Below are 26,814 nucleotides of genomic sequence, written 5' to 3'. Positions count from 1 at the left end.
GCGTGAACAACAACCCGTCAGAAGGCCATATCCATGCTGAACCGTCGCGGCGCCTTGGGAGCCTTCGTCACCGGCGCTCTAGCCTCGCTGGCGGCGCGCGGAGCGGAGGCCGCGGCCTTGGACCAAGCCGATCCCACCGAAGTCATCGTCCTGTGGCCGGGCGGCGCGCCGGGCGGCGAAGGGGTCACCGTGGAGGAAAAGATCTTGGAGCGGAGCGGCCCCAACGGGCCGCGCGACCGCGCCCAGATCCACACCCGCACGCCGACCCTGGCCGTCTTCCGTCCGAAGATCGCGAACGGCGCGGCCGTGATGCTGATCCCGGGCGGCGGCTACGAACGGGTCGTGGTGGACAAGGAGGGCTACGAGATGGGCCGGTGGCTGGCCGAGCGCGGCTACACCTGTTTCGTGCTGTTCTATCGGATGCCGGGCGACGGCTGGGCGGCGGGCGGCGACGCGCCCTTGCAGGACGCCCAGCGGGCCGTTCGCCTGATCCGCTCGAAGGCCCAGGCCATGGGCTTCTCTCCCGACCGCGTGGCGGTCATGGGCTTCTCGGCCGGCGGGCACCTGGCGGCCAACCTGACCACCCGGTTCGACGCGGCCACCTACGCGCCGATCGACGCGGCGGACCAGCTGACCGCCAAGCCCAGCCTGTCGGCGCTGATCTATCCGGTCATCACCCTGGACCTGTCCTTTGGCCACACGGGGTCGCGCAAGCAGTTGCTGAGCGGCCAGGCCGCGCCCGAGCGCGTGGTCGAGCTATCGCCCGAGAAACAGGTGCGCGAAGGCCTTGGCCCGGTGTTTCAGGTCCACGCGGCGGATGACAAGGTCGTGCCGGTCGAGAACTCGCTGGCGATGTTCACGGCCTTGAAGGCCAAGGCCGTACCGACCGAGATGCACATCTTCGAGGAAGGCGGCCACGGCTTTGGCCTGCGCGCCACGCCCGGCAAACCGGTGGCGGCCTGGCCCGGCCTCTTCGAGACCTTCGCCAAGCGCCACGGCCTGTGATCAGCAGGCGGCGTTCTCGCGCGACGTCCAGGCGGCGATCTCGGCCGCGCGGAACTTGATCCACTCGGCGCGGAGCACGGCGGGCCGCTTGCCATGGCGCTCGTCCAGGAAGTCGGCGCCGACCACGCGGTCGGTGCGAAAGGTGCGGAAGGCCTCGCGCAGTTCGCACCAGGCGATGATCATCCGCACCGTCTCGCGGTAACCCACGGTGACGGGCCAGATCACCCGTTCGCTGATCGCGCCGGCCTCGTCGCTGTAGTCGAGGCGGATCTTGCGACCCGCGTGGATCCAGGCCCGGACCTGGGCGACGTCGATGCGGTCGGCCTGCGGCTTCCAGGCCGGCGAGGCGGCGGCGGCCGGCTCCAGCACATAGGGCCGCAGACGGTCGGGGACGGCGGCCGCGATCTTGCTGATCAGGTCGCTGGCGGCCTTGGCCAGAACCGGGTCGCCGCGCCCCGCCACCCACTGCGCGCCCAGCACCGCCGCCTCGATCTCGTCGGGGGTCAGCATCAGCGGCGGCATGTCGAACCCGGCCTCCAGCACATAGCCGACGCCCGCCTCGCCGCGGATCGGGGCGCGTTGGCCGACCAGGGCGGCGATGTCGCGATAGACGCTGCGCTTCGAGGTCTCCAGCTCGGCGGCTATGGCGTCGGCGGTCACCGGCGCGCGGCTGCGGCGCAGGATCTGGATGATCTGGAAAAGGCGTTCGGCGCGTCTCATGGCGTCCGTTATCCGGCGGCGATGCTGACAACATGCTGGCAGTAGCGTGGCGGTAGCAAGTCGTCATCGCGACTTTGCACGAGGGAGAGGGTCATGATCACGCTGTTCGCCGCCGGAGAGGGCTTCGGTTTGCCGGAGATCAGCCCCTACGTCACCAAGACCGAGGTCCAGCTGAAGATGGCGGGGCTGCCCTACCGCAAGACCAAGGGCAGCCGCGAGACCGCGCCCAAGGGCCAGCTGCCGTGGATCGAGGACGCCGCCCAGGCCATCGGCGACTCGACATTCATCCGCGCGCATATCGAGCACAAGTACGGCGTCGATCTGGACACGGGCTTGTCGGGCAAGGAGCGCGCCCAGGCCTGGGCGATCGAGCGGATGATCGAGAACCAGCTGGGCTGGGTGTCGACCTATTTCCGCTTCCTGGAGCCTCGGAACTTCGCGCGGGGCCCTGGCCGGTGGTTCGATCAGGCCCCGGAGCACTTGCGAGACGACCTACGCAAGGGGCTGCTGGAAGCGGTGGCGACCAATGTTCGGGCCGTCGGCGTCGGTCGCCACCTGCGCGAAGAGGTGATCTGGCTGGGCGGACTGTCGCTTCGGGCCCTGGATGAGCTGCTGGAGGACAAGGCCTATCTGATGCGCGACAGCCACCCGGTCGGCGTCGACGCGACGGCCTTCGCGATGCTGGCGGCCATGCTGACGCCGTTCTTCGACTCGCCCCTACGCGACGAGGCCGAGCGCTATCCCAGGCTTGTCGGCTATGTCGGGCGGATGATGGCCGAGTTCTATCCGGCCCATCCCTGGAACCTGCGCCAGGCGGCTTGAAGCGCACCCTGTAACCTTCGCTCCCGTTCGCGCGAATAGCCGATCGCGCATCCCGCGCGAACGAGGAGGGCAGGGCGTTGGCCATCAATGGCGACTATCCGCAACCCGTCACGGTGAATGGCTTTTCGTGCAAGAACTGCACGGACGTCGATTACGCCAAGAAGCACATCGACCCGGCTCATCCCCAGGATGGTCCCTATGGAATCAACGCCAAGGACCATGAAAAGCCCAAGCTCTCGGCGCTGGAGGATCCGACCGCCCGCCGGGATTGGACCCAACCAGGCCAAGCGCTGAAGCTCCAGGTTTGAGACCGCTAACAGATTGGTCGAATAAGTTTGGCGATATTGGTAAGGCCATTTCCTGTTGCGGGACTGGCCAATTTCGTTAGTGTGCTGACGCGCGACGGAATGGAGTCTCCGCTCCGTGTAACGCGTGCTCGTCGACCACGGACGCTGCGTATCTTGCGCCCAACCTCCTCCCGGGGCCGGTAGACGATGGCGGCCGGAGTCCTCCCTCCGGTCGCCCCGACGCGTTTCGCGCGTCCTGGTAAGGCCACTGGGCGTCGGGCATGGCTTGTGAGCCGGCGGGACGCGCGTTAGTCCTTGCGGAACGCGCGTCGATCCTCGGCGCCTCCCGCGGCCGTTTTCAAGATGTCGACTTCCTCGCCGGACGCTCCGCCCACCGATTCCAGGCTCTATCAACAGGTGGCCGCCGCGATCAGCGGGGCGATCGCCGATGGAACCTACCAGCCGGGCCAGCGCCTGCCGTCCGAGCGCGACCTCGCCGACGAGTTCGGCGTCTCGCGTCCGACCGTGCGTCGCGCCGTGATCGCCCTGGAAATGCGCGGCCTGCTGGAGGCCCGCCAGGGCTCCGGCGTTTATGTGCGTCTGGACCAGCCGCCGCCGCCGGTGAAGGACCTCGATATCGGAGCCTTCGAGCAGGCCGAGGCGCGTCGCCTGTTCGAAGGCGAGGCGGCGGCTCTGGCGGCCACCCTGATCACCGATGAAGAGTTGGCCTATCTCGAAACCCTGGTCACCGAGATGAATAGCGAGGAGGCCACCAAGGAGCAGTCCGAGCTGGCCGACCGCCAGTTCCACATCTCGATCGCGGCCGCCACGCGCAACAACGCCGTTGTTCGCATCGTCGAGAACACCTGGGACCTGCGCTACCGTTCGCGCCTTTGCATGCAGATGCTGGAAAAGGCCCGGCACGTCCGCAAGCGGCCGCTGAAGGACGAACACCAGGAGATCGTCGAGGCCCTGCGCACCCGCGACCCCAAGGCCGCGCGCGGCGCCATGCAGGCGCATCTGGGCGGGCTGATCGAGAACCTGCTGCTGACCGCCGAACTGGAAGCCATCGAGCGCACGCGCGAGAGCCTCGCGGCCAAGCGCGAGGAAATCGCCCTCCGCGCCGCCAGCGCCGCGAAGTAGGTCCCTTCCTCAAAAAGTAATCGCCCTCGGGCCCTCGCTGGTCGGTTCGCGCCAGTGTTCCAATTGGCATGTCCGGGCTTTTGGCATTGGGTTGGCCAATTGTATAACGGGCGCCCGCGTTGGTTAAATCTGGTCAGGATAATTGATCGCATCGCCCGGGATTTCTTGGCTTGCGACGGAATGATGCTCCGTGGTCGTTGGATGTGTGATCGGGCTTTACGGCGTCGCGCCCAGATTGGTAAAGTCGATTTAGAAACCAGAGAAAAATCGGGGGGCGAATGCGGACCAAGCAGCGGCCACGCTTGGATTTGACGGTCGGCGCGCGCTCGCCTCGCGGGCGTCGGCGATGAGCGTCGCCATGGAGTATCGCGAGAGCGCCGACCGGGCGGGGATGAGCCGCATGACCGCGCGCGAACTGCGCGACACCTTCGTCATCGACGGCCTGTTCCAGCCCGGACAACTGCGCCTGAGCTATCTGGAGGTCGAGCGGGCGGTGGTGGGCTCGGCCATGCCCGTCGACGCACCGCTGATCCTGCCTACCGACAAGGCGCTGGCGGCGCGGTTCTTCTGCGAGCGGCGCGAGGTCGGCGTCATCAATATCGGCGGTCCCGGTTCGGTGAGCCTCGACGGCCAGCGCCATGATCTGGATCGTCGCGACAGCCTTTATATCGGCCGAGGGGTCGAGTCGGTCAGCTTCGCCAGCGACGATCCGGCCGAGCCAGCCCGCTACTATTTCGTCAGCTATCCGGCCCACGCCAGCCACCCCTGCAAGCGGGTGCGTCGCGAGGAGGCCCGCGTGATCTTCGCGGGAGAGGCGTCAGCCGCCAACCGCCGGGTGATCCGCCAGAGCATCCGCCCTGGCATCGTCGACACCTGCCAGCTGGTCATGGGCTTCACCGAGCTGGAAAGCGGCAATGTCTGGAACACGATGCCGCCGCACACCCATCGTCGGCGCAGCGAGATCTACATGTATTTCGACGCCGCCCCGGGGCGGGTCATGCACCTGATGGGCGATCCCGCCGAGCCGCGCGCGGTGTTCATGGACGATGGCGAAGCGGTGTTCTCGCCCAGTTGGTCGATCCATAGCGGCGTCGGCACCGGGGCCTATAGCTTCGTCTGGTCGATGGGCGGCGAGAACTTGGAATTCGACGACATGGACGTGCTGGCCGTGTCGGACCTTGGCGTGGGCGCGGGGACGGGAGAGGGGGCCAAATGAGCTTGAAGACCTTGCTGAAGGCCGCGGCGACCGCCGTCGCGCTGGGCGTCGCCGCGCCGGCCCTGGCCGCGCCGCGCGCCGCCGCCCCCGCCGTGGTCGGCGTACCGGTCGCCTCGGTCGACACCGTCGGCCGCCAGGTCGCCGCCTGGCAACTGCGGCACATGGACAAGTTCGACTACGTACCGGTCAATCAGTTCCGCAGGGACACGGCGGCGCCGCGTAACTGGATTCAGGCGGCGTTCTATATCGGCCTCTACACCTTCGCCGACGCGGTTCAGGATCCCTATCTGGCCAGCGCGGTGATCCAGCACGGCGAGGCCGAGGGCTGGGGCTTCGACGGGCGACCGCGTCACGCGGACGCTGACGCGATCGGCGCGGCCTGGGTCTGGGCCGCCGCCCGCACGCGCGATCCCGCCAAGCTGACGCCGATCCGCGCCCGCTTCGATGCGGTGTTGGCCAATCCGTCCACGGTGTCGCTGGACTTCGAGCCCAAGCCGGAGAAGGGCGATCCTTATTGCCAGGCGCGCTGGTGCTGGAGCGACGCGATCTTCATGGCGCCGCCCACCTGGGTGGCGCTGTCCAAGGTCAGCGGCGACAAGCGCTATCTGGAGCACGCCGATCGCGAGTTCTGGGCGACGACGGACTATCTCTACGACAAGACCGACCACCTCTATTTCCGCGACAGCCGTTTCATCCGGCAACGCAGCGATGCGGGTCAGAAGATCTTCTGGGGGCGCGGCAATGGCTGGGCCTTCGCCGGCATCGCGCGAATCCTGCAGGACCTCCCCGCCAACCATCCCAGCCGCAAGAAGTACGAAGCGATCTTCAAGCAGATGGCCGAACGGATCGCCGCCTTGCAGGGCGAGAGCGGCTATTGGCCCGTCTCGCTGCTGGAGCCGCAAAAGACGCCGGAGACCAGCGGCACGGGCTTCTTCGTCTATGGCCTGGCCTGGGGCGTAAACCATGGCCTGCTGCCGCGCGCGCGCTACGGTCGGGTGATCGACAAGGGTTGGAAGGCCCTTGCGGCGGCGGTCGAGCCGGACGGGCGCCTGGGTTGGGTGCAGCGCGTCGGCGCCGCGCCCGATCAGGTTGGCCGTGATGACACCCAGCTCTACGGCGTCGGCGCCTTCCTGCTGGCGGCCAGCGAGGTTCGCGCCCTGGCGCAAGCTTCCCAAGGCCTGGCCACGCGCTAAGATGGCGCTTCAGAATCCCAAGCGAGGGTTGATGCGCGGCGCGCCGGATCCCCAGAAACTATACCAGCAGGTGGCGCGCTCGATCGCGGCCTCGATCGCCGAGGGACGCTACGCGCCCGGGGATCGCCTGCCGTCGGAACGGGGGCTGGCCGACTCGTTCGGGGTCAGCCGTCCGACGGTCCGCGACGCGATGATCGCGCTGGAGTTCCAGGGATTGGTCGAGGCTCGTCAGGGCTCCGGCGTCTATGTCATCGCGCGCGGCAAGTCGGAGGACGATGCGGCGGAGCCGGAGATCAGCGCCTTGGAACTGACCGAGGCTCGGCGATTGTTCGAAGGCGAAGCCTGCGCCCTGGCCGCCGCGGCGGTCAGCGACGAGCAGGTGGCGGCCTTGGAGCGCATGGCCCGCGACATGGCCAGCCTGGCCGCCACCGAGGAAGGCGAGCGGCTGGAGCATGACTTCCATCTGTCCGTGGCCCACGCCACCCGCAACGCCGCCATCGTCGCGGCGGTCGAGGAAATCTGGACGCTGCGCCGCCAATTTCCGGACTGCGCCGGCCAGCTGCGCCGCGTGCGCCTGGCCGCGCCGGAGGTCTTCGCCGAGGATCATCGGAGCATTGTCGCCGCCTTGCGCGATCGCGATCCCAAGGAGGCGCGCCGGGTGATCCACGAGCATCTCAACCGCACGGTCGAGGCTCTGCTGGCCATGGCCGAGCGCGACGCCCTGGAACGCACCCGGCTGGAAATGGCGGAGCGCCGCGACGAATTGCTGCGTCGCACCGCCATCTGACGTTGTCCATGGGCGCGCCCTGTCCTCCGGCGCGATAATTCGCCGCATGAATCAAGGCCTTGCCGTCGCGGGCCGACGCGTGTTGACCTGCCTTGAGCGAATCAGGGGGTTTTTGATGTCGGACAAGCTGGCGCCCGCGAACGTCGAGACAGTGCTGAAGGCGATCTCGTCGGAGATGTCCATCGCGGCCGTGGCCTGCGGTCACCTGGACGTGGCCCTGGGCAAGCTGCTGGAGGTGGTGCCGTCCGAGCACCGGATGTCGGTGCTGCAGGAGCTGCACATGGTCGACCTCCTCGCGCAGCACGTCACCGCCCTGACGGACTTCACCGGCAACCTGTCGCAGCAGCACGGCCAAGGCGTCCTGGAAGTCAACGAAGCCCTTTCGGCGATCACCCTGGGCGATGTCGCCGCCCGGCTGCGCGCGGGAATCGCGCCTCAGCCCTGACCGGCGCGCCAATCGGCGCCGGTGGCGGCGAACAGGCGGATCGCGTCGACCAGCCGCTGGCCCTCCGCGCGCGATCGGGCCGAGCGGGCCGCGTTCAGCGTGCGTTGAGCATCGGTCACCTCCAGCAAGGTGCCGCCGCCCTTATCGAACGCCAGACGGGCCAAGCGCAGCCGTTCGCTCGCCTGCTGTTCGGCGCGTTGCTGGGCGGCCAGCGCGGTTTCGTCCGCCGAGAGGGCCGACAGCGCGTCGGCGACCTGTCCGAACGCCTTGAGCACGGTCTCTTGATAGCGCGCGCTGGCGGCGCGGGCGGCCTCGCGCGCCCGCTGGCGACGCGCCTTCAACGCGCCGCCGTCGAAGATCGGCGCCGTCAGGCTCGGGCCCAGAGCCCAGCCGCTGGCGTCATAGGAGAACAGATCTCCCGGCTTCAGCGCCCCCTGGGTCAGGGACGCGGTCAGGCGGATGTTCGGATAGAGGTCCGCGGTCGCCACCCCGATATCGGCCGTGGCCGCGTGGAGCTCGGCCTCGGCGGCCAGGATGTCCGGACGCTGGCGCACGATCCGCGAGGGCAGGGCGACGGGCACGGGCGCGCTGAGGGCCAAGGTCGACAGGTCGAAGGTCGGGGCGCTCCAGTCGGCGGGCGCCTTGCCGACCAACACGGCCAGCGCGTGACGCGCGGCGGCCAGCTCGCCTTGCAGGGCGGGCAGTTGGGCGCGGTCCTGTTCCAGCTGGCTGGCGGCGGCGACATTGGCCAGGTTCGTCGAGCCGCCCAGGGCATTGGCCTTGCGGACGAGCTCGATATTGGCCTGGTCGTCGGCGATCATCTGTTCCACGCAGGCGATCTGGGCGCGCAGGGTGGCGATGGTCGCCGCCTGCAGGGCGACATTGGCGGTGAGGCTGAGATAGGCCGCCTCGGCGCGCCGGCCCTCCGCCTCGGCCCGGGCCGTCGCGCCTTCGATCCGGCGCCGGTTGCCGCCCCAGAGATCAAGGTCGTAGCTGACCGCGCCGCCGACCGAGTACAGGCTGAAGGTCGGGTTGCTCAGCTTGATGTCGCCAAATCCGGTGAAGCCGAAGGCTTGCAGATTGGCGCGCTGCCGGGTGAGGCCGGCGTTGCCGCTGACCTGCGGGCCCGCCACGCCCCGCGCCTCGGCCAGGGCCGAGGAGGCCTGGGCCAGGGTCGCGTCGGCCTCGGCGAGCGTGGGGCTGTCCTTGAGGGCCTGGCGGATGACCGCGTCCAGCTCGGGCGAGCCCAGAGCCTTCCACCAGGGGCCGGCGACGCTCGCGCCGGAATCGAGGCGCGCGGCGTTGGGCGCGGTCTCGCCCGCGCCGAGCGCTGAAGCGGTCTTCGGCGCGTCGGGCTTCTCGAAGTTCGGTCCCACCGTCGCGCAGGCGGTCAGGGAGGTGGCCGCCAGCAGGGCGGCGAGCAGCTTAGTGGTCGGCGACATTGACGGCCTTGGCCCCCTGTTTCGGGGTTCGCATGAGGAGAATGAGCGGCGCGCAGGCGATGGTGATCACCAGCATCAGCCGGAAGTCGTCCAGATAGGACAACATGGCGGCCTGGCGGCCTATGGCGCCGTTCAGGGCCGCCAAGGCCGCGTCGGTCGAGAAGGCCGTCGGCGCGTAGGCCTGGTAGAGCGGATTGTCCGGCCGTGCGTGCTCGACGAGAACCGCGTGGTGCTTCTCGACGCCGCTGACGAACAGGGCCTGCATGATCGAGATGCCGGCGGCCGAGCCGATGTTGCGGATCAGCGTGAACAGGCCCGCGCCCTCGGCGCGAAACTGCGGCGCGACCTTGGCGAAGGCGATCGTGCTGAGCGGCACGAAGATCAGCCCCGTGCCCGCGCCGGACAGGAAGCCCGAGGTGATCAAGAGCGTGGTGTCCATCTCGAGATTGTAGTGACTCATCTGCCAGAGCGAGATCGCGCTGACGGCTAGGCCGATGGTCAGGATCAGCTTGATGTTCATTCGGCTCATCAGCTGGCCCACCGTGAACATCGCGATGAACGAGCCCAACCCCCGAGGCATCGACACAAGGCCGGTGAAGGCCACGGGATAGCCCAGCAGCGTCTGCATCAGCGGCGGAAGCAGGGAGAGCGTGCTGTAGAGCAGGATGCCGATAAAGAAGCCGAAGATACAGCACGTGACGAAGTTGCCATCGGCCAGCAGTTCGCGGGCCACGAAGGGCTTCTCGGCCGTGGCTAGTTGCACGCCGAAAATCCAGATGGCGATGACCGCCACGATCAGCTCGGTCCAGATCTCCGTCGAGCCCAGCCAGTCCTGGCTCGGGCCGCGGTCCAGCATCAGCTGGAAGGCGCCGATGGCGACCGCGAGGGCGAGGAAGCCCAGGGTGTCGAAGCGACGCTTCTCGGCGCTCTTCTTCTCCGACAGGAAAAAGAAGACGCCGCAAAAGGCCAGAATACCGATCGGCAGGTTGATGAAGAACACCCACCGCCAGTCGAGATTGTCGGTCAGCCAGCCGCCCAGGCCCGGGCCGAGCAGCGGACCCAGCACCGCGCCGGCGCCCCAGACGGCCATGGCCTGGCCGTGGCGCTCGGGCGGGTTGATGTCCAGCAGAACGGCCTGGGACAACGGGATCAGCGCCGCGCCGAACAGACCCTGCAGCAGGCGGAACAGCACGATCTCGACCAGGTTGCCGGCGATCCCGCACAGCATCGACGCGACGGTGAAGCCGATGATCGAGACGATCAGCACCATCTTCCGTCCCATCCGCTCGGTCAGGAAGCCGGTCAGCGGCGTCATGATCGTCGAGGCCACGATGTAGGAGGTCAGCACCCAGGTGATCTGGTCGGTCGAGGCCGAGACGCTGCCCTGGATGTGGGGCAGGGCGACGTTGGCGATCGTGGTGTCCAGTGAGATCATGATCGTCGCCAGCATCACCGAGATCGTGATCGGGATCCGGTTGGCGACGTCACGCGCGTGGCCGTCTTGGGACATCCTAGCGACCCGACCGGACGTCGACCTTGACCTTGGCGCTGAGGCCCGCGCCGAGATTGGCGGGGGCGGCCTCGTCAAGCGCCAGGCGCACGGGCACGCGCTGGACCACCTTGACCCAGTTGCCGGTGGCGTTCTCGGCCGGCAGCAGGGCGAAGCTGGAGCCGGTGCCGGGACTGAAGCTCTCGACGTGGGCTTTCAGCGCCTTGTCATAGGCGTCGACCTTGACCGTCGCCGGCTGACCGATGCGCATGTGGGCCAACTGGTCTTCCTTGAAGTTGGCCTCGATCCACGGCTTGCCCGAGATCAGCCAGAACAGCGGCTTGGACTGCTCGACGCGCTGGCCGACCTGCAGCTGTTCGACCTTGGCGACGACCCCGTCGCTCGGCGCGATCACGGCGGCGTAGGAGCGATCCAGCTTGGCGCGCTCCAGGCGGGCCTGCGCCTCCAGGACCTTGGGTTGGCGATCCGCCGGCGTGTCGGCCCGGCCGCCCAGATCGGCCAGGGCCGCGGCGACCTGTTGCTGGACCACGGCGATCTGGCGCTGGGCTTGGTCGGCGGCGTGCTTGGCCTCGTCCGCCTGCGCCTTGGTGGCGACGCCGGCGGCGGCGAGATCGCGCTGGCGGGCCGCTTCACGCTGGGCGTAGCCGAAGGTTTCCCGCGCTGCGGCCAGGTCGGCCAGGCGCTGGTCGTAGATGGCGCGGCGACCCTGGACGTCGAAGCGGGCCTGGGCGAGGGCGGCCTCGGCTTCGGACACGGCGACCTGATAGTCGGCCGGATCCAGGCGGAACAGCACCTGACCCTTCTTGACCGGCTGGTTCTCGCGGACGTCGATCTCGGTCACGCGACCGCCGATGCTGGCGCTGATCGCCGTGCGGCTGGCCTGGACATAGGCGTTGTCGGTGGTTTCCGACTTGCCGCCCGTCAGGATGGCGACGCCGACGCCGACCAGGATCAGGACCGGTACGCCAATCATCAACGGCCAGCGCAGCCTTTGACCCAAGGTCCTTTTTCGGCGGCGACCCGCCAGGTCGACCTCCGCGTCGGCGATAGCCTCGTAGCCTTCAGCGTCGCTCACGCGCTGCTCCAACTGTCTTTGGGTTTTGGGGAATCCTCGGGGCTCGTTCGGTCGCGAACCCTCGCCGCGAAATAGGACTCCGCCTGTCATGATGGAAATGATATATTTTCACAACAGCCATGAATCCCATGAATTTTAGAACCGCCGATCTGAACCTGTTCCGGGTCTTCGTCACTCTGCTGGAAGAGAAGAACGCGACAAGAGCCGGCGAGCGTCTTGGCCTTTCGCAATCGGCGGTCAGCCACGCGCTGCGCCGCCTGCGCGAAATGGTGCGCGACGACCTCTTCGTGCGCGGGCAGACAGGCTTGAGGCCGACGCCGCGCGCGCTGGAGATCGCCGATGCGGCCCGCACGGCTCTCAAGCTTCTGGAAACGGCGGTGACCGCCCAAAGGTTCGATCCTTCCGTTGATCACCACGCTTTTCATATCGCGGCCGGGAGTTACATCTCCTACGTCCTGGGGCCGCTGATCGCCGAACGCGTGCTCGCGCTGGCCCCGAACGTCCAGGTTCACTTCCGCAATCTCTACGCGGGCATGACCGAGGATCTGGACACTGGCGCGCTGGACATGGTGATCGGCTGCTTCGAGGCGATCCCCGGGCGTTTCAGCTATCGCCAGCTCTTCGAGGAGACGGGCGTCTGGGTGGCTCGGGTGGGCCATCCCGCCTTTGTCGACGGCGTCAGCTACGAGGTTCTGGCAGGTCTGCCGCATCTGGCGGTCACGGGCGGCAATGACGATCCCGATCGCACGTCCGCGGGGCACCTCGGCCTTCGCCGCGTCACCTCGTGGGGCGAGCGCTATGCCCTGGGCGAAGATTCGCCGCGACCTTTCTCGGTGCAGGACTCCTTCAGCGCGCTCAACATGGTCGGTCGCTCGGACATGGTCTGTGTTCTTCCCCGGCGTCTGGCCCAGTTGGCTGCCGAGCGCGGCAAGGTGATGATGATCGAACCGCCTGTCGCTCCTTCGCCGACGCCGTTCGGCGCGGTGCTGCGGGCGACGGATGGCCCGGGCTCGCCCAATGACTGGTTGCTGAGCGTCTGCCAGGCGGCCGCCGCGACGCTATAAAGGAGCGGATGGGACCGCGACGGGCGGCCGAAAGGCGGCCAGGCCGGTCAGCTCGTGATAAACGCCCATCAGCCGCTCGAAGGCGGCGGGCCAGCTGTAGTGGCGGGCGACGTGCTTGCGCGCCGCCGACCGCAGGGCGTCCTGGTCGCGGGCGAACAGGCGGCGGGCGGCCCGCGCCAAGGCCTCGGGCGAGCCATCCGAGGCCAGCTCGCCGGCCGACACGTCGACCACCTCGCCGATGCCGCCGGCGTCGATTCCGATGACGGGGGTCCCGCAGGCCATGGCCTCGAGGGCGATCAGACCCAGGGTCTCGGACGGATTGGCGTGGATCAGGGCGTCGGCCGCGCCCAGCCACAGCGCCAGGCGATCGGAGTCGGCCTCGAAGGGCAGGGCCAGCACCTGCGGGTCCCGCGCGAAGCGGTCGCCGCAGCCGATCAGCAGGAGTTTGGCTTGAGGTCCGAGTTGCCGGACCGCCTCGACCAGCACGTCGACGCGCTTTTCTGGCGCCGGCCGTCCGGCGAAGACCAGCAGGCGGTCGTCCTTGGCCAGGCCCAGCTGGTGGCGCAGGCGATGGGACGCCTCGGGTGTCGGCCGGAAGACCTCGAGATCGACGCCGAGCGGCATCACGGCGACCCGGTCGAAGCCGACGTCGCGCAGGGTCGTGGCGGCGGACTGGCTGGGCGCGAGCAACAGGTCGAATCCATCGCAGAGCCGAGCGGTCGCCCGCCGCGCGGCGGGACCGGTCCAGGCTCCGAAGCGCACGCGGGCCAGGGCGGTCAGGTCGCTATGGAAAAACCCGACGACCGGCACGTGCAGTCGCCGCCCGGCCTCCCGCGCGGCGAAGCCCGGCACATAAGGGTCGCCCGCCTCGATCAGGTCGGGTTGCTCGGCGACGATACGATCGACCCAGGCCGAGCGGCGCAGCGGCAGTCGATAGCCGCCGCTGAGGGGCAGGGGAGGACAGCGCACGTAGCCCAGGCCAGGTCCCGGGGCGCCGGTCTTCCGCCCGGGGACGATGATCGTGTGACGCAGATCGGGCCGCGCGCGGGCGATCCACGCGCTCTTCTCCGAGAGATAGCGTCGGACCCCGCCGCTGGCGGGGGCATAGAACATGGTCGTGTCGACGAGGCGCGCCGACTCTGGCGACGTTTGCATCCGATGCGCGGCTCCCGATCGTCCGGCGCGATTCGGATCAATGGTTAAGCTCATTGTGCGGCGCTAGCGTGACCAAAGCCCTGTATCGGTAAGGAACGCGCAAACTTGGCTTTGGCTCCCGACGCTTTTCGACTGGAAGGCGAACGGCGCGCCAGGCTTGAGATATGCCTGAGGAGTTCCTCCGCCGCGCCATGGCAATGTCGGAAAAATATGGTGGATGCGACAGGGATTGAACCTGTGACCCCCTCGGTGTGAACGAGGTGCTCTCCCGCTGAGCTACGCATCCGCCTTTGGGGCCGGTCCGTGCGGGACCGATCCGCGAGAGGAGGGGGTCTATAGTCTGGTGTTCGGCGCGGGGCAAGAGGCCAAAAGCGTCGCGCAGGCCTCCGGGACGTCCAAAAAGCTGTGGATGACCCGATCGGCGCCCAGGGTGTCGACCGGCGCCTCGGTATAGCCGAAGGAGACCAGCACGCTGGGAACGCCGGCGTTGCGGGCGCCGAGGGCGTCGTTGATGCTGTCGCCGACCATGACGGCGCGGCCGATCTCGCCGCCCACGGCGGCGATGGCGGTCGCGACGTGGCGGCCGTCGGGCTTGGCGGCCGGAGCGCTGTCGGCGCCGATCACGGCGTCGAAGAACGGCAGCAGATGCACCGCCTCCAGCAGGGCGTCCGACAGATGGGTCAGCTTGTTGGTGCAGACCACCAGCTTCACGCCGGCCGCCTTCAAGTCGGTGAGCACCTCGACCACGCCAGGGAAGGGCGCGCTGTCCTGGGCGATGCGGGTCAGGTAGTGGTTGATGAAGCGCTGGACCAGCGGCGGGGCGCGCTCGGCGTCGAGGGGTGAGCCAGCGGCCGCGAAACCGCGCTCCAGCAAGGCCCGGGCGCCGCGACCGACCATCAGCCGCACCGCGTCGAAGGGCAGGGGCGGCAGGGCCTCCTCGGCGAGGATGAAGTTCAGCGACCCGACCAGATCGGGCGCCGTGTCGACCAGGGTGCCGTCGAGATCGAAGGCGATGGTCGCCCCGTTCAGGTCATGAAGCGCGCGCATGGCTCTGGCATTTCCGTCAATTGCGCGGCTAATGCAACGCTGAACGCGCTTTGGGGAGTCGCCCACGCCCATGACTGATCTCGTCTCCAAGCCGGCCCGCCCGCGCGCCGCCGTGATCCTGGCCGCTGGCCAAGGCACGCGGATGAAGTCGCCGACGCCCAAGGTGCTTCACAAGCTGGCTGGCCGCACCCTGACCGACCACGCTATCGACGCGGCTCAGAACCTGGGCTGCGAGCGCATCGTCGTCGTGGTCGGGGCGCACAGCCCCCAAGTCGGCGAGAGCGTCCGCAAGCGGCTGGGCGCGGGCTCGACCGTGATCCAGGATCCGCCGATGGGCACCGGCCACGCCGTGCTGGCGGCCAAGGACGCCCTGGCCGATTTCGAGGGCGACGTCGTCGTCACCTACGCCGATTGCCCCCTGACGACGGCTGGCGTGATCGCACCGCTGTTCCAGGTCCTGGCCGAGGGCGCGGACGTCGCGGTGCTGGGCTTCGAGGCGGCCGACCCGACCGGCTATGGCCGGCTGGTCCTGGGGCCCGACAACCTGCTTCTGAGCATTGTCGAGGAAAAGGAAGCCGACGCGGCGACCAAACAGGTGAAGGCCTGCAATTCCGGCGTCATGGCGGCCGATCGGGCGACGCTGTTCGGCATCCTCGCCGATGTGCGCAACGACAACGCCAAGGGCGAGTACTACCTGACCGACGTCGTGGGTCTGGCCAACGGGCGCGGGATGACGGCGCGCGCCGCCTTCGCGCCGGAGACCTCGGTGCAGGGGGTCAACGCCCAGGCCGAGCTGGCCGCCGCCGAAGCGGTCTGGCAGGCCGCCCGACGCAAGGCGCTGATGGCCGAGGGCGTGACCATGCCCGCTCCGGACACCGTTCACCTGTCTTGGGACACCCAGATCGCCGGCGGCGTGACGATCGAGCCGTTCGTGGTCTTCGGTCCGGGCGTCAGCGTCGCCAGCGGCGCGGTGATCAAGGCCTTCAGCCACCTGGAAGGCGCGGTGGTGGGCGAGGGGGCCTTGATCGGTCCCTATGCTCGTCTGCGGCCCGGCGCGGAAATCGGAGCCGAAGCCCACATCGGCAACTTCGTCGAGGTCAAGAAGGTCAAGGTCGGAGCCGGGGCCAAGGCCAATCACCTCAGCTATCTGGGCGACGGCTCGGTGGGCGAGAAGGCCAACATCGGGGCCGGGACGATCTTCTGCAACTACGACGGCTTCGACAAGTTCGAGACCCACGTCGGCAAGGGCGCGTTCATCGGCTCGAACAGCGCCCTGGTCGCGCCCGTGCGGGTGGGCGACGGAGCGATGACGGGATCGGGCTCGGTGATCACCAAGGATGTCGAGGACGGGGCGCTGGCGCTAGGACGCGCCGAGCAAACCGTCAAGGCGGGGTGGGCGGCCAAGTTCCGCGCCCTGAAGCAGGCGAAGAAGGACAACAAGGCATGAGCAGCGCCGACGATCAGAAGCGCCTCTCGGGCGAAGCCGCGGCGGAGCTCGTCGAGAACGGCATGGTGGTGGGGCTGGGCACCGGCTCGACGGCCGCCTGGTTCGTCAAGGCGCTGGCCGCGCGCGGGCTGTCCGACATTCGCGGCGTGCCCACCTCGGAGGCCACCGCCAACATGGCGCGAGAGCTGGGCCTGCCGCTGGCGGCGCTGGACGACGTCAAGACGATCGACCTGACCGTCGACGGCGCCGACGAGATCGGTCCGGGGCTGTCGCTGATCAAGGGCGGCGGCGCGGCCCTGCTGCGCGAGAAGCTGGTCTGGGAGGCCTCGACCCGCTGTGTCGTCATCGCCGACGCCGCCAAGAAGGTCGACGTCCTGGGCAAGTTCCCGCTGCCGATCGAGGTCGTGCGTTTCGGTCACGTCCATACGGGCCGCCGCCTGGCCGATATCGCCGCCGAGTTCGACCTGCCGCCGCCGCGCCTGCGCCAGGCCGATCGGGGCATGGTGGTGACCGACGGCGGCAACCTGATCTACGACATGGCCTCGGGCCGCATCGACGAGCCCGCGGCCCTGGCCACGGCGCTGAAAAGCGTCACGGGCGTGGTCGATCACGGCCTGTTCCTGGACCTCGCCGATGAGGCCCTAGTCGGCACGGATCAGGGCGTTATCCATCTGCGCCCCTGACCTTCGGCGCTCGCCGCCCTAGATAAGCCGCCAAACCGCAGTTTCCGGAGGCCGTGATGGCTGACTACGACTTCGATCTCTTCGTCATTGGCGCGGGCTCCGGCGGCGTGCGCGCGGCGCGCCTTGCGGCGATGACCGGGGCCAAGGTCGCCGTGGCCGAGGAGTATCGAGTCGGCGGCACCTGCGTGATCCGGGGCTGCGTGCCCAAGAAGTTCATGGTCTACGCCAGCGAGGTCACGAGCCAGCTGAAGACGGCCAAGGGCTATGGCTGGACGATCGGCGACGCCCACTTCGACTGGAAGAGCTTCCTGCACGATAAGGACGTCGAGATCGCGCGTCTGTCGGGCATCTATGTCACCAACCTGCAGAAGGCCGGGGCGCATCTGTTGCATGGCCGCGCCCAGATCCTGGACGCCCACACCGTCGAGGTCCTGCCCAAGGAAGGCGGCAAGGACGCGGGAACCTACACCGCCCGGAAGATCCTGGTCGCGACGGGCGGCCGGCCCGTGCGCCCCGACTTCCCCGGCGCGGAGCTGGGCATCACCTCGGACGAGGCGTTCCATCTGCCGAAGCTGCCCAAGAGCATCCTGATCGTCGGCGGCGGCTACATCGCCGTCGAGTTCGCCGGGATCTTCAACGGCCTGGGCGTGCAGACCACGCTGCTTTATCGCGGCGCCAATATTCTGCGCGGCTTCGACGACGATGTGCGCTCGCACCTGGCCGACGAGCTGGAAAAGCGCGGGATCAAGGTGGTTTTGGGATGCTCGCACAAGAGCATCGAGAAAGCCGAGGACGGCGTGTTGGTCAGCACCCTGTCCAACGACCTGACCTTCGAGACCGAGGCGGTGATGTTCGCCACTGGCCGCGAGCCCTACGTCCAGGGGCTGGGGCTGGAGAAGGCCGGTGTGAAGCTCAACGACAAGGGCGCGATCGCCGTCGACGAGCACTCCAGGACCAATGTCGCCAGCATCTGGGCCGTGGGCGACGTGACGGACCGCATCAATTTGACGCCCGTGGCTATCCGCGAAGGCGCGGCCTTCGCCCAGACCGAGTTTTACGACAACCCGACCACCTTCGATCACGAGATGGTCGCCTCGGCGGTGTTCTCGCAGCCGCCGGTGGGCTCGGTGGGCATGACCGAGGCCGAGGCGCGTCATGCGTTCGGCGGCGTCGACATCTACCGCTCGGTGTTTCGCCCGATGAAGATCACCTTCTATGGCGGCCAGGAGCGGTGCCTGATCAAGCTGGTGGTCAAGCAGGACGACCAGCGCGTGCTGGGCGTCCATGTGGTGGGGCCGGACTCGCCCGAGATCATCCAGATGGCCGCCATCGCCGTGAAGATGGGCGTGACCAAGCCGCAGTGGGACTCGACCTGCGCGGTTCACCCGACCCTGGCCGAGGAACTGGTCACGCTGCGGGAGAAATACATTCCGGTCGAAGTCGGCGGGATTGGATGACGTCGGAGCTCGCGCCCGAGCGCCGCACGCCCTGGCTGGGCGCGGTCGCCGTCTTCCTGATGGCGATGATCCCGCTGGTGGGCTACCTGGCGCCGCTGGGGTTCGCGCCGCTGCTGGCCTTGACCGGCCTTTTGGTCACGCCGACCCTGGCCCGCGCGCGGCCGCCGATGCTGCCCATCTTCGTGCTTTTGCCGCTGCTGGCGTGGGCGCTGATCAGCCTTCACTGGAGCCCCGCGGCGCCGCATCTGGCCGACCTGAAGAAGGACAAGGCTCTCGGCGCCTTCACCGCCTTCAAGCTTGCGCTGGAGTTGGGCTTCTACGGCGCGGCCGTCGCGGCGCTGGGGACCCTGTCGCGGCGCTCCGCGCGGCGGGCGGGCGCGGTGATGATCGTGGCCGCCGCGGCCTTGGCTCTGATCACCGCTTTGGACGGGGCGTTGCAGGCCAAGATCTTCCAGGCGCTGCGGCGAGCCAGCCATGACCCGATCCGGCCGGACCTGGCCATGGTCAAGGTGTCGATGGGCGCCTATCCGCTGGCGCTGCTGTTATGGCCATGCGCTCGCATCCTGGACGCCTGGCGCGTGCGGGGGCGGACCATCATCATCGCGGCCATGGCCGTTCTGACCATCGCCGGCGCGCACTTCACCGGGGCCGACGCGCCGATCGCGGCCCTGCTGGCGGGCGGTCTCGTTTGGCTGGGCGTGCGCCTGATCGGCAAGCCGGTCGCCCGCGCCCTGATCCCGATCGTGGCCGTGCCGTTCATCTTCGCGCCGATGGTGGTGCTGTGGTCGGTGCGGAGCGGCTTCATCGCCTGGCTGCACGTGCTGGCCCCGCCGTCATGGGACGCGCGCCTGAATATCTGGGCTTTCGCCGCCAACGAGACGGTTCAGCATCCGCTGCGCGGCTGGGGCATCGACGCCAGTCGGATGTTTGGAAACGCCATCCCGCTGCACACCCACGACGCGGCCATCCAGCTGTGGCTGGAGCTGGGTTCGATCGGCGCGGCCCTGGCCGGGGCCTTCTTCGCCTGGCTCGCCTATCGCGTCGTGGGGCTGACCGGGGAGGACCGTCGCGACGGCGCCATGGCGGCGGCGACCTTGGTCGCCTATTTGACCATCGGCGGCATCAGCTTTGGCGTCTGGCAGGAGTGGTGGATCGCCCTGGGCGCTCTGGCCGCTATCGCCTGCGGCGTCGCGCAAAAATCGAGCGCTTCGCCGCGCTAGCGCGACAACGACTTTTCTCGCTCCGTTGGATTGACGCTATCTAGCCGCACGATTTTGCCTTTCCGTCCTTTTCGCGATATCTACCCCGCCCCTTGCAATGATCGAGCCTGTCATGACCGCCCGCTGGACCCCCGCCGCCTGGAGAGCCAAACCCGCCAAGCACATGCCCACCGACTATCCAGACATGGGCGCCGTGGAGCGGGTCGAGCAGACGCTTCGCCAGATGCCGCCGCTGGTGTTCGCCGGCGAGGCGCGTCGCTTGAAGACGCTGCTGGGCGATGTGGCGGAGGGCCGCGCCTTCCTGCTTCAGGGCGGCGACTGCGCCGAGAGCTTCAAGGAATTCCACGCGGACAATATCCGCGACACCTTCCGCCTGATCCTGCAGATGGCGGTGGTGCTGACCTTCGCCGGCGGCAAGCCGGTGGTGAAGGTCGGCCGCATCGCCGGCCAGTTCGCCAAGCCGCGCTCCGAACCGGTCGAGACCGTCGGCGATCGGACCCTGCCGTCGTACCGGGGCGACATCATCAACGGCATGGACTTCAGCGAAGCCGAGCGCGTGCCCGATCCGGATCGGCTGCTGAAGGCCTATGGCCAATCGGCCGCGACCCTGAACCTGCTGCGGGCCTTCGCCAGCGGCGGCTATGCCGACCTCTACAACATCCACCGCTGGACCCTGGGCTTCGTCGGCGACAGCCCGCAGGGCGCGCGTTATCGAGAACTGTCGGAGAAGATCTCCGAGGCCCTGACCTTCATGTCGGCCGTCGGGGTCACGCCCGACACCCAGCCGGACCTGCGCCGCGTCGAGTTCTTCACCAGCCACGAGGCCCTGCTGCTGGGCTTCGAGGAAGCCATGACCCGCGTCGATAGCACCTCCGGCGACTGGTACGACACCAGCGCCCACCTGCTGTGGATCGGCGAGCGCACCCGTCAGCTGGACGGCGCCCATGTCGAGTTCATGAAGGGGGTGAAGAACCCGATCGGCCTGAAGTGCGGCCCGACCATGGAGGGCGACGACCTGCTGCGCCTGATCGACGTGCTGAACCCGAACAACGAGCCGGGCCGCCTGACCCTCTATGGTCGCTTCGGCTCGGACAAGATCGCCGATCGCCTGCCGCGCCTGATGAAGGCGACCAAGTCGGCTGGCCGCTCGGTGGTCTGGGCCACGGACCCGATGCACGGCAATACGCTGAAGGCCTCGACCGGCTACAAGACCCGCCCGTTCGACCGCATTCTGAGCGAAGTGAAGAGCTTCGTGGAGATCGCCCAGGCCGAGGGCGTCCACCCCGGCGGCGTCCACCTGGAGATGACCGGCCAGAACGTCACCGAATGCCTGGGCGGCGCCCGGGCGGTCTCGGAGACGGACCTCGCCGACCGCTATCACACGCACTGCGATCCCCGCCTGAACGGCGAGCAGGCGCTGGAACTGGCGTTCCTGGTGGCGGAAAAGCTGAAGTCGGCCCGCGACGATCAGCGCCGGTTGGCGGCGGGGTGAGGCGCCATGGTCGCGACCGAATATCGTTTGTTCGCGGCGTGTTTAGGGTGAGATCGCTGGCTTAACTTCGGTATTGGACATAGCGTCCTCCCAAAGATCCGGGAGGACGCTGATTGTTTCGCCAAGGGACATCGCGAAGAGCGATCCTGACGGCAGCCGTGGGCGCGGGCCTAGCGCCGGCGCTGTCCTGGGCTCAAGATCGAAATACCCCATCGCCCGTGGCGAGATCGGAAACGGCCACGACGGACCTTCTGCGTTTGCTGGATCCCGCCGAGCGCCTGACGGCTCAAGTGTCGGTCAATGGACGGGGGCCTTACGCTTTCTTGGTCGATACCGGAGCCGACAATTCCGCGATCTCAATGGAATTGGCCGACGCCCTGGGTCTAGCGCGGGCCGGACGCACGGTCTTGCATGGCGTCGCCGGTTCGGCGGTCGTGGACGAAGTCGTGGTGGCGTCGATGCGCTCGGGTCGGCGAGAGCGGGCGGACATGCGCGTCCCGGTCGTGCCGCGCCAGAACCTTGGCGCGGATGGTCTCTTGGGTCTGGACTGGCTGGCGGGCAACAACGTGATGCTGGACTATTCGCGGCGGCGCATGACCATCGCGCCGCATCTGCCGCTGCCACGCGGGGACACCTTCACCGTACCAGCCAAGACCCAGCGCAACGGCCTGACCTTGATCGACGCGGTGATTCCCGGTGTGGCGCTGACGGCCTTTATCGACAGCGGCTCGACGACCACCATCGGTAATCTCGCCTTGCTGCGGGCGGCGAAGGCGCACGAGGCCATCCTTGGCTCGGCGTTGGATCTGCGCCTCAAGAGCGTCACGGGCCAAGAGATGTCCGGAACCGTGGCCATTCTCAGCTTTCTGCGTATCGGGCCGGTCCAGATCCGCGCGGTTCCCGTTGTTATGGGGCCGATACACACTTTCGACTACTGGGGGCTGACGGATCGCCCGGCGCTGTTGATCGGCGCGGACGTGCTTCAGAAGTTCCGATCCGTGGCCCTCGACTTCAAGCGAGGCGAGTTTCGCTTCAGTATGACCGGCCTAAACTGATCACCGTTTTTCAACGAACAGCGAAAGGTTTGCAATGCAGCACGCGGCGGCTTGACCCGTCGCGCGGGGCTCTCCAATGGTTGTTTGAAGGGAGAGTCTAGATGCGCTTGAGCCAGAAGATTCGGCGGGAAGTTCGGTTCCTGAAGGGCCTTTCCCGCACGCTCAAGCGCGTGAAATCCATCGCTCCGGACAGTGTCAATCTGATCTGCGACGACCTGGAGGCGGCCGTCGACAAGTATGGCGACCGGCCCGCGATCACCTTCGAAGGCAAGACGGTTTCCTATGCCGAGCTGGACGCCATCGCCAACCGCTACGCGCACTGGGCCAAGGGGCAGGGGCTGACACGCGGCCAGACCGTCGCGCTGTTCATGCCTAACCGGCTGGAATACCTGGCCATCTGGTACGGCCTGACCAAGGTCGGCGTCGCCACGGCGCTGATCAACAACCAGTTGACCGGCGCGGCCCTGGCCCACTGCCTGAACATCTCCCAAGCGCTGCACTGCATCGTCGATCCCGAAACCTCGCCCTGCTTCGAGGACGTGAAGGGGCAGCTGGAGCGCCACGTGCAGCAGTGGGTGCTGGGGCCGGTCCACGACGACCAGCGCGATCTGGTCAAGGCGCTGAAGAGCTGCAGCCAGCTGCGGCCCGACCGCTTGACGGCCCGCGACGGCATCACCGCCAAGGACACCGCGCTCTTCATCTTCACCAGCGGCACGACGGGCTTGCCCAAGGCCGCGCGCATCACTCACATGCGTGCCCAGCTCTACATGCGCGGCTTCGCCGGCTCGACGGGGGCCAAGGAGACCGACCGCATCTACGTGACCCTGCCGCTGTACCACGCCACCGGCGGCCTCTGCGCCCTGGGCGCGGGGCTGTTGAACGGCGGCTCGATCGTGCTGCGCAAGAAGTTCTCGGCCACCCATTTCTGGCCGGACGTCGTCACCGAGAACTGCACGATGTTCGTCTATATCGGCGAGCTGTGCCGCTACCTCGCCAACCAGCCCGAACATGAGCTGGAGCGCGCCCACAAGTTGCGCCTGATCTTCGGCAACGGCCTGCGTCCCGACGTCTGGGACACGATGCTCGACCGATTCAAGGTCGGCGGCGTGCTTGAATTCTATGGCGCGACCGAGGGCAACGTCTCGCTGTTCAATTTCGACGGCAAGCGCGGCGCGATCGGCCGGGTGCCTGGCTATCTGAAGAAGAAGTTCAACATCCGCATCGTCAAGTTCGACGTCGAGGAAGAGATGCCGGTGCGCGGAGCCAACGGCTGCTGCGTCGAGGTCGCGCCGGGCGAGGTCGGCGAGTGCATCGGCCATATCGGCAGCGACGCGCGTTCGAACTACACCGGCTACGCCGACAAGGCCGCCACCGAGAAGAAGGTGCTGCGCGACGTCTTCGAGAAGGGCGACGCCTGGTTCCGCACCGGCGACCTGATGAAGATCGACGGCGACGGCTACATCTATTTCGTCGACCGGATCGGCGACACCTTCCGCTGGAAAGGCGAGAACGTCGCCACCAGCGAGGTGGCCGAGCGCATCGCCGGCTTCCCCGGCGTGCTGGAGGTCAATGTCTACGGGGTCAAGGTCGGCGACCTGGACGGCAAGGCCGGCATGGCCTCGTTGGTCACCGACGACGAATTCGACCTCGAGGGTTTCGGCAAGCATGTCGACGAGCATATGCCCGGCTACGCGCGGCCGGTCTTCGTGCGGCTGCAAAAGGCGATCGAGACGACCGGCACGTTCAAGTACCGCAAGATCGATCTGGTCAATGATGGCTTCGACCCGGCCAAGACCAAGGACCCGCTGTACTTCCGCGATCCAGCCAATGGCTATGTGAAGATCACCAAGGCCCTGCACGCCAAGATCGAAAGCGGCGCGTTCAAGCTTTGACGACTTGGCCAAGCCCGCCAGCCCGGCGCGATTGAACGGGCTGGGGCTTGTGTCTATATGGCTGGGCCGGATGGATGAGCCTAGAGTGTGGTAGCCGAAAGTGTGAGCGGTTTCGGCGGTTATCACGCTCTAAATGTTTGATTTAGAGCCTTATTTTTCCGCTCGAATGATTCCATTCGAGCGGATAAGGCTCTAGTGTGTGGCGGCTCGAAAAACGATATTTCTCAAAGGGATGGATCCCGTCGCCATGATGCTTACCATGCTCAAGGCCAAGCTGCACCGCGCCACGGTGACCCAGGCCGACCTCGACTATGAGGGTTCGATCGCCATCGATCGCGACCTTCTGGACGCCTCGGGCATCCTCCCGAACGAGCAGGTCGACGTGCTCAACATCACCAATGGCGCGCGCTTCACCACCTACGCCATCGAAGCCCCGCGCGGCTCGAAGGTGATCGGCGTCAACGGCGCCGCGGCCCGCCTGGTGCAGAAGAACGACCTGGTGATCGTGGTCGCCTATTGCCAGATGGCGGCCGAGGAGGCGCGCAACTACGCCCCGACGGTCGTGCTGCTGGATGAAGGCAACCTGATCAAGAAGGCGGCCTAGGCGATGCGGCGCACGGCCTTTTTCGCGCTCGCCGCTTTGAGCCTTTCGGCCTGCGCCCAGAAGCTGCCGGAAGGGGTCGACGACACCAAGCTGGCCCAGGCCATCGGACGCTCCATCGGCTCGCCCTCGACCTGCGTGATCATCACCGACGCCCAGGGGCATATGGTGTGGCGAGGCGGCGGCTACGTCACCTGCGCGCGCACCTTGCCGTCTTGCGATGGCGGCCAGACCACGGCCGAAGCCTTGTCCAAGACCGGGGCGGGCAAGCCCGCCCGCTTCATCAGCTGCCCCAGTCCGTCGGCGGCCGGCAACTCGGTCGGATGGGCCATGGGCCCCGTGCCGCCCAGCCCGGGCAAGCCGGACAGCCATTTCAGCTACGTCGCCGTGATGGAGGGCGACCGGGCCCTGCCGGGCGTCGAGATCCAGGACCGGGTGCTGCACGCCTTCGCCAAGGCCGGCTTCTAATAGCCGCCCAAGCGTGACGCGGCCGTCGCCGGACCCTGCCGGCGACGGCCGTCTTGGCTACTGCTTGGTCGCTTCGTAGACGGCGTTGACGTCGACGCGGATCTTCAGCTCGCCAGCGGCGACGGCGGTGGAGTCGGCCATCTCGCGCTTGGCCATGGCGAACATCGGCACGGCGGGCGGGTTAGGCGTGTAGCCGCCGCCTTCGCTCAGATTGACCAGACGCACGGCCTTGTAACCGGTGGCGCGGCCATAGAGCTCGGCCTTGGCCTGCAGGGCCTTCACCGCGTCCAGGCGGGCCGCGTCCTCGGCCGCCTTCGGGTTGGCCAGGCCAAAGCTGATGCCGCCCACCGTATTGGCTCCGGCGCCGACCGTGGCGTCGACCGCCGCGCCCAGCTTGCTCAGGTCGCGCACCGTGATCGTCACCTGGTTCGAGGCTTGGTAGCCGGTCAGCTTCGGCGGCTGGTTCTGCTCATAGGCGTACTGGGCGTTGAGATTCAGGTTCGAGGTCTGGATATCGCGTTCGGCGATCCCGGCTTTCTTCAGCGTGGCCAGCACCTGGTTCATGCGCGCGCCATTGGTCTTCATGGCCTCGGCGGCGGTCGGCGCGTCGGTCTGCACGCCCAGGGTGATCGTGGCCATGTCCGGCGCGACCCGGGTCTCGCCATAGGCCGACAGGCTGAAGGTGGTGGCCCTGAAGGCGGCGTCGGAATCGGTCTGGGCCAGGGCTGGCGCGGCCGCGCCCATCAGCAGCCCGCCGCCGACTAGGACGGGCAGGGCGAGGGTGGTCAGGACGCTACGGACGGGGCGGGTCATCGGTCTTATTCTCCACGGAAGGTCGAGGCTACAAAACGTCGCCGAACCTTGTTGGGTTCTTCGTGACAGGCTCAACCTGAACCGGAGCTTTAAGCCGCGTTCGGCCCGTGCTAATCCGCGCGCTCGCCGATCGTGAAAACGCTTCGCGCGGGCCTGTAGCTCAATGGTTAGAGCCGACCGCTCATAACGGTCTGGTTGGGGGTTCGAGTCCCTCCAGGCCTACCAAAACTTTTCTAAGACTTTGATCTTGCTGAAAGGAAGGAAGCTCAAGGTCTTATAGATTGCCCGCGATACGTAAGGCTGATCATTTGGAGGCGAGCCGCAGCTGGTCCCCGTGCGCCTGTGGTGGCAGGCTAGGCCGCTATGAATAGAGCGCTTCTCGATACGAACTTCATATTGAATGCCATCCATAATCCAACTGGATTGGCCGCGTCTGCGTTTACGCACCTTCGGCGGCGTGGCGTACAGCTATACGTTTCCGAATATAGCCGTAGGGAAGCTGAGGGGCTGGCGCGCCGAAACCAACTTGTGCGCGGCGGTGCGAGCCATTGGGACGGTGTTGATGCAGTCTTGAGGTCGGAGGGTGTGATCTACCTCGAGGTTGCGGCTGAGCGCGCTTTGGTTGGGATCAATCCGAAGGATGAGCCTCTAGCACGTACTGCCAACTCAATTGGAGCGGTGCTGATCACCGACGATCTCCCGCTGATTGATGAGGCTCAGCGGGCTGGAATTGTAGCTCACCAATCGCTCTGGGTAGTGCGCGACTGGGGGGATG

Annotated in this window: 25 protein-coding genes and 2 tRNA genes; 19 read left to right on the top strand and 8 right to left on the bottom strand. The window is 67.5% G+C overall.

Annotation, left to right across the window (positions count from 1 at the left end):
• Positions 1 to 33: 33 nt before the first annotated feature.
• Positions 34 to 1,005, top strand: a complete 972-nt coding sequence (locus tag OR37_RS07265) for an alpha/beta hydrolase (RefSeq protein ID WP_004617623.1) — start codon at positions 34 to 36, stop codon at positions 1,003 to 1,005.
• On the opposite strand, the gene OR37_RS07260 is transcribed toward OR37_RS07265, so the two are convergent.
• Complete coding sequence (locus OR37_RS07260) at positions 1,006 to 1,725, bottom strand: helix-turn-helix transcriptional regulator (RefSeq protein WP_004617621.1); 720 nt, start codon at positions 1,723 to 1,725, stop codon at positions 1,006 to 1,008.
• Between the two features lie 93 nt (positions 1,726 to 1,818).
• Between OR37_RS07260 and OR37_RS07255 the strand changes: the two genes are divergently transcribed.
• The 7 genes from OR37_RS07255 to OR37_RS07225 all read left to right on the top strand — a co-directional run bounded on the left by OR37_RS07255 (position 1,819) and on the right by OR37_RS07225 (position 7,618).
• Positions 1,819 to 2,547, top strand: a complete 729-nt coding sequence (locus tag OR37_RS07255) for a glutathione S-transferase family protein (protein ID WP_004617619.1) — start codon at positions 1,819 to 1,821, stop codon at positions 2,545 to 2,547.
• A gap of 77 nt (positions 2,548 to 2,624) precedes the next feature.
• The gene (locus tag OR37_RS07250; protein WP_004617616.1) at positions 2,625 to 2,855 is read left to right on the top strand and encodes a hypothetical protein; all 231 of its coding nucleotides are present in this window, start codon (positions 2,625 to 2,627) and stop codon (positions 2,853 to 2,855) included.
• A 342-nt stretch (positions 2,856 to 3,197) separates the two neighbouring features.
• Positions 3,198 to 3,977 (top strand): FadR/GntR family transcriptional regulator, encoded by a 780-nt coding sequence (locus OR37_RS07245; protein WP_035017068.1) that lies wholly within the window; start codon positions 3,198 to 3,200, stop codon positions 3,975 to 3,977.
• A 346-nt stretch (positions 3,978 to 4,323) separates the two neighbouring features.
• Positions 4,324 to 5,193, top strand: a complete 870-nt coding sequence (kduI, locus tag OR37_RS07240; RefSeq protein WP_235046553.1) for a 5-dehydro-4-deoxy-D-glucuronate isomerase — start codon at positions 4,324 to 4,326, stop codon at positions 5,191 to 5,193.
• Positions 5,190 to 6,386, top strand: coding sequence for a glycoside hydrolase family 88/105 protein (locus OR37_RS07235; RefSeq protein ID WP_004617610.1), 1,197 nt, complete (start codon positions 5,190 to 5,192; stop codon positions 6,384 to 6,386). Before kduI ends, OR37_RS07235 begins: the two co-directional genes overlap by 4 nt.
• A gap of 31 nt (positions 6,387 to 6,417) precedes the next feature.
• Entirely contained in the window at positions 6,418 to 7,173 is a 756-nt protein-coding gene (locus OR37_RS07230; RefSeq protein ID WP_004617608.1) for a FadR/GntR family transcriptional regulator, read from the top strand.
• A gap of 115 nt (positions 7,174 to 7,288) precedes the next feature.
• Complete coding sequence (locus tag OR37_RS07225) at positions 7,289 to 7,618, top strand: hypothetical protein (RefSeq protein WP_004617606.1); 330 nt, start codon at positions 7,289 to 7,291, stop codon at positions 7,616 to 7,618.
• Here the strand turns inward: OR37_RS07225 and OR37_RS07220 are convergent.
• From OR37_RS07220 to OR37_RS07210, 3 genes are read right to left on the bottom strand one after another with little or no spacing between them, the layout of a single operon-like run.
• Entirely contained in the window at positions 7,609 to 9,060 is a 1,452-nt protein-coding gene (locus tag OR37_RS07220; RefSeq protein WP_004617604.1) for an efflux transporter outer membrane subunit, read from the bottom strand. The two genes, OR37_RS07225 and OR37_RS07220, sit on opposite strands and share 10 nt — an antisense overlap.
• Complete coding sequence (locus OR37_RS07215) at positions 9,044 to 10,570, bottom strand: DHA2 family efflux MFS transporter permease subunit (RefSeq protein WP_004617601.1); 1,527 nt, start codon at positions 10,568 to 10,570, stop codon at positions 9,044 to 9,046. Before OR37_RS07215 ends, OR37_RS07220 begins: the two co-directional genes overlap by 17 nt.
• A 1-nt stretch (position 10,571) precedes the next feature.
• Positions 10,572 to 11,645, bottom strand: a complete 1,074-nt coding sequence (locus OR37_RS07210) for an HlyD family secretion protein (protein WP_004617599.1) — start codon at positions 11,643 to 11,645, stop codon at positions 10,572 to 10,574.
• A gap of 128 nt (positions 11,646 to 11,773) precedes the next feature.
• Between OR37_RS07210 and OR37_RS07205 the strand changes: the two genes are divergently transcribed.
• The gene (locus OR37_RS07205) at positions 11,774 to 12,709 is read left to right on the top strand and encodes a LysR family transcriptional regulator (RefSeq protein ID WP_165570583.1); all 936 of its coding nucleotides are present in this window, start codon (positions 11,774 to 11,776) and stop codon (positions 12,707 to 12,709) included.
• Here OR37_RS07205 and OR37_RS07200 read toward each other — a convergent pair.
• The 3 genes from OR37_RS07200 to OR37_RS07190 all read right to left on the bottom strand — a co-directional run bounded on the left by OR37_RS07200 (position 12,704) and on the right by OR37_RS07190 (position 14,911).
• Complete coding sequence (locus OR37_RS07200; protein WP_004617595.1) at positions 12,704 to 13,864, bottom strand: glycosyltransferase; 1,161 nt, start codon at positions 13,862 to 13,864, stop codon at positions 12,704 to 12,706. The genes OR37_RS07205 and OR37_RS07200 overlap by 6 nt on opposite strands.
• A 211-nt stretch (positions 13,865 to 14,075) precedes the next feature.
• A tRNA-Val gene (locus tag OR37_RS07195) sits at positions 14,076 to 14,150 on the bottom strand.
• A 47-nt stretch (positions 14,151 to 14,197) separates the two neighbouring features.
• Positions 14,198 to 14,911, bottom strand: coding sequence for a phosphoglycolate phosphatase (locus OR37_RS07190; protein ID WP_004617593.1), 714 nt, complete (start codon positions 14,909 to 14,911; stop codon positions 14,198 to 14,200).
• A 70-nt stretch (positions 14,912 to 14,981) separates the two neighbouring features.
• Here OR37_RS07190 and glmU point away from each other — a divergent pair, with 70 nt between their 5' ends.
• The 9 genes from glmU to OR37_RS07145 all read left to right on the top strand — a co-directional run bounded on the left by glmU (position 14,982) and on the right by OR37_RS07145 (position 25,226).
• Positions 14,982 to 16,358, top strand: coding sequence for a bifunctional UDP-N-acetylglucosamine diphosphorylase/glucosamine-1-phosphate N-acetyltransferase GlmU (gene glmU / locus OR37_RS07185; protein WP_004617591.1), 1,377 nt, complete (start codon positions 14,982 to 14,984; stop codon positions 16,356 to 16,358).
• The gene (rpiA, locus tag OR37_RS07180; protein ID WP_004617587.1) at positions 16,355 to 17,041 is read left to right on the top strand and encodes a ribose-5-phosphate isomerase RpiA; all 687 of its coding nucleotides are present in this window, start codon (positions 16,355 to 16,357) and stop codon (positions 17,039 to 17,041) included. The genes glmU and rpiA overlap by 4 nt, the downstream gene beginning before the upstream one ends.
• Positions 17,042 to 17,097: 56 nt before the next feature.
• The gene (gene gor, locus OR37_RS07175) at positions 17,098 to 18,498 is read left to right on the top strand and encodes a glutathione-disulfide reductase (RefSeq protein ID WP_004617585.1); all 1,401 of its coding nucleotides are present in this window, start codon (positions 17,098 to 17,100) and stop codon (positions 18,496 to 18,498) included.
• Positions 18,495 to 19,718, top strand: a complete 1,224-nt coding sequence (locus tag OR37_RS07170; RefSeq protein ID WP_004617583.1) for an O-antigen ligase family protein — start codon at positions 18,495 to 18,497, stop codon at positions 19,716 to 19,718. Before gor ends, OR37_RS07170 begins: the two co-directional genes overlap by 4 nt.
• A 112-nt stretch (positions 19,719 to 19,830) precedes the next feature.
• Positions 19,831 to 21,210 (top strand): class II 3-deoxy-7-phosphoheptulonate synthase, encoded by a 1,380-nt coding sequence (locus OR37_RS07165; RefSeq protein WP_004617581.1) that lies wholly within the window; start codon positions 19,831 to 19,833, stop codon positions 21,208 to 21,210.
• A 218-nt stretch (positions 21,211 to 21,428) separates the two neighbouring features.
• On the top strand, positions 21,429 to 22,265 hold the full coding sequence (locus OR37_RS07160) for an aspartyl protease family protein (protein WP_165570582.1): 837 nt from the start codon (positions 21,429 to 21,431) through the stop codon (positions 22,263 to 22,265).
• 101 nt (positions 22,266 to 22,366) lie between these two features.
• Complete coding sequence (locus tag OR37_RS07155) at positions 22,367 to 24,157, top strand: long-chain-acyl-CoA synthetase (protein WP_004617577.1); 1,791 nt, start codon at positions 22,367 to 22,369, stop codon at positions 24,155 to 24,157.
• A gap of 247 nt (positions 24,158 to 24,404) precedes the next feature.
• Positions 24,405 to 24,761: an aspartate 1-decarboxylase gene (panD, locus tag OR37_RS07150; protein ID WP_004617575.1), complete on the top strand. Its 357-nt coding sequence runs from the start codon at positions 24,405 to 24,407 to the stop codon at positions 24,759 to 24,761.
• Positions 24,762 to 24,764: 3 nt separating this feature from the next.
• Entirely contained in the window at positions 24,765 to 25,226 is a 462-nt protein-coding gene (locus tag OR37_RS07145; protein ID WP_004617574.1) for a hypothetical protein, read from the top strand.
• 57 nt (positions 25,227 to 25,283) lie between these two features.
• Here the strand turns inward: OR37_RS07145 and OR37_RS07140 are convergent, their stop codons facing one another.
• A complete protein-coding gene (locus OR37_RS07140; RefSeq protein WP_004617572.1) occupies positions 25,284 to 26,039 on the bottom strand; it encodes an SIMPL domain-containing protein in 756 nt (251 codons plus the stop codon).
• A 149-nt stretch (positions 26,040 to 26,188) separates the two neighbouring features.
• Here OR37_RS07140 and OR37_RS07135 point away from each other — a divergent pair.
• A tRNA-Ile gene (locus OR37_RS07135) sits at positions 26,189 to 26,264 on the top strand.
• Positions 26,265 to 26,814: the final 550 nt, after the last annotated feature.

It is taken from the genome of Caulobacter vibrioides OR37 (assembly GCF_000372645.1).
Taxonomy (GTDB): domain Bacteria; phylum Pseudomonadota; class Alphaproteobacteria; order Caulobacterales; family Caulobacteraceae; genus Caulobacter; species Caulobacter vibrioides_E.
This window is presented reverse-complemented; position numbering and strand designations above follow the sequence as displayed.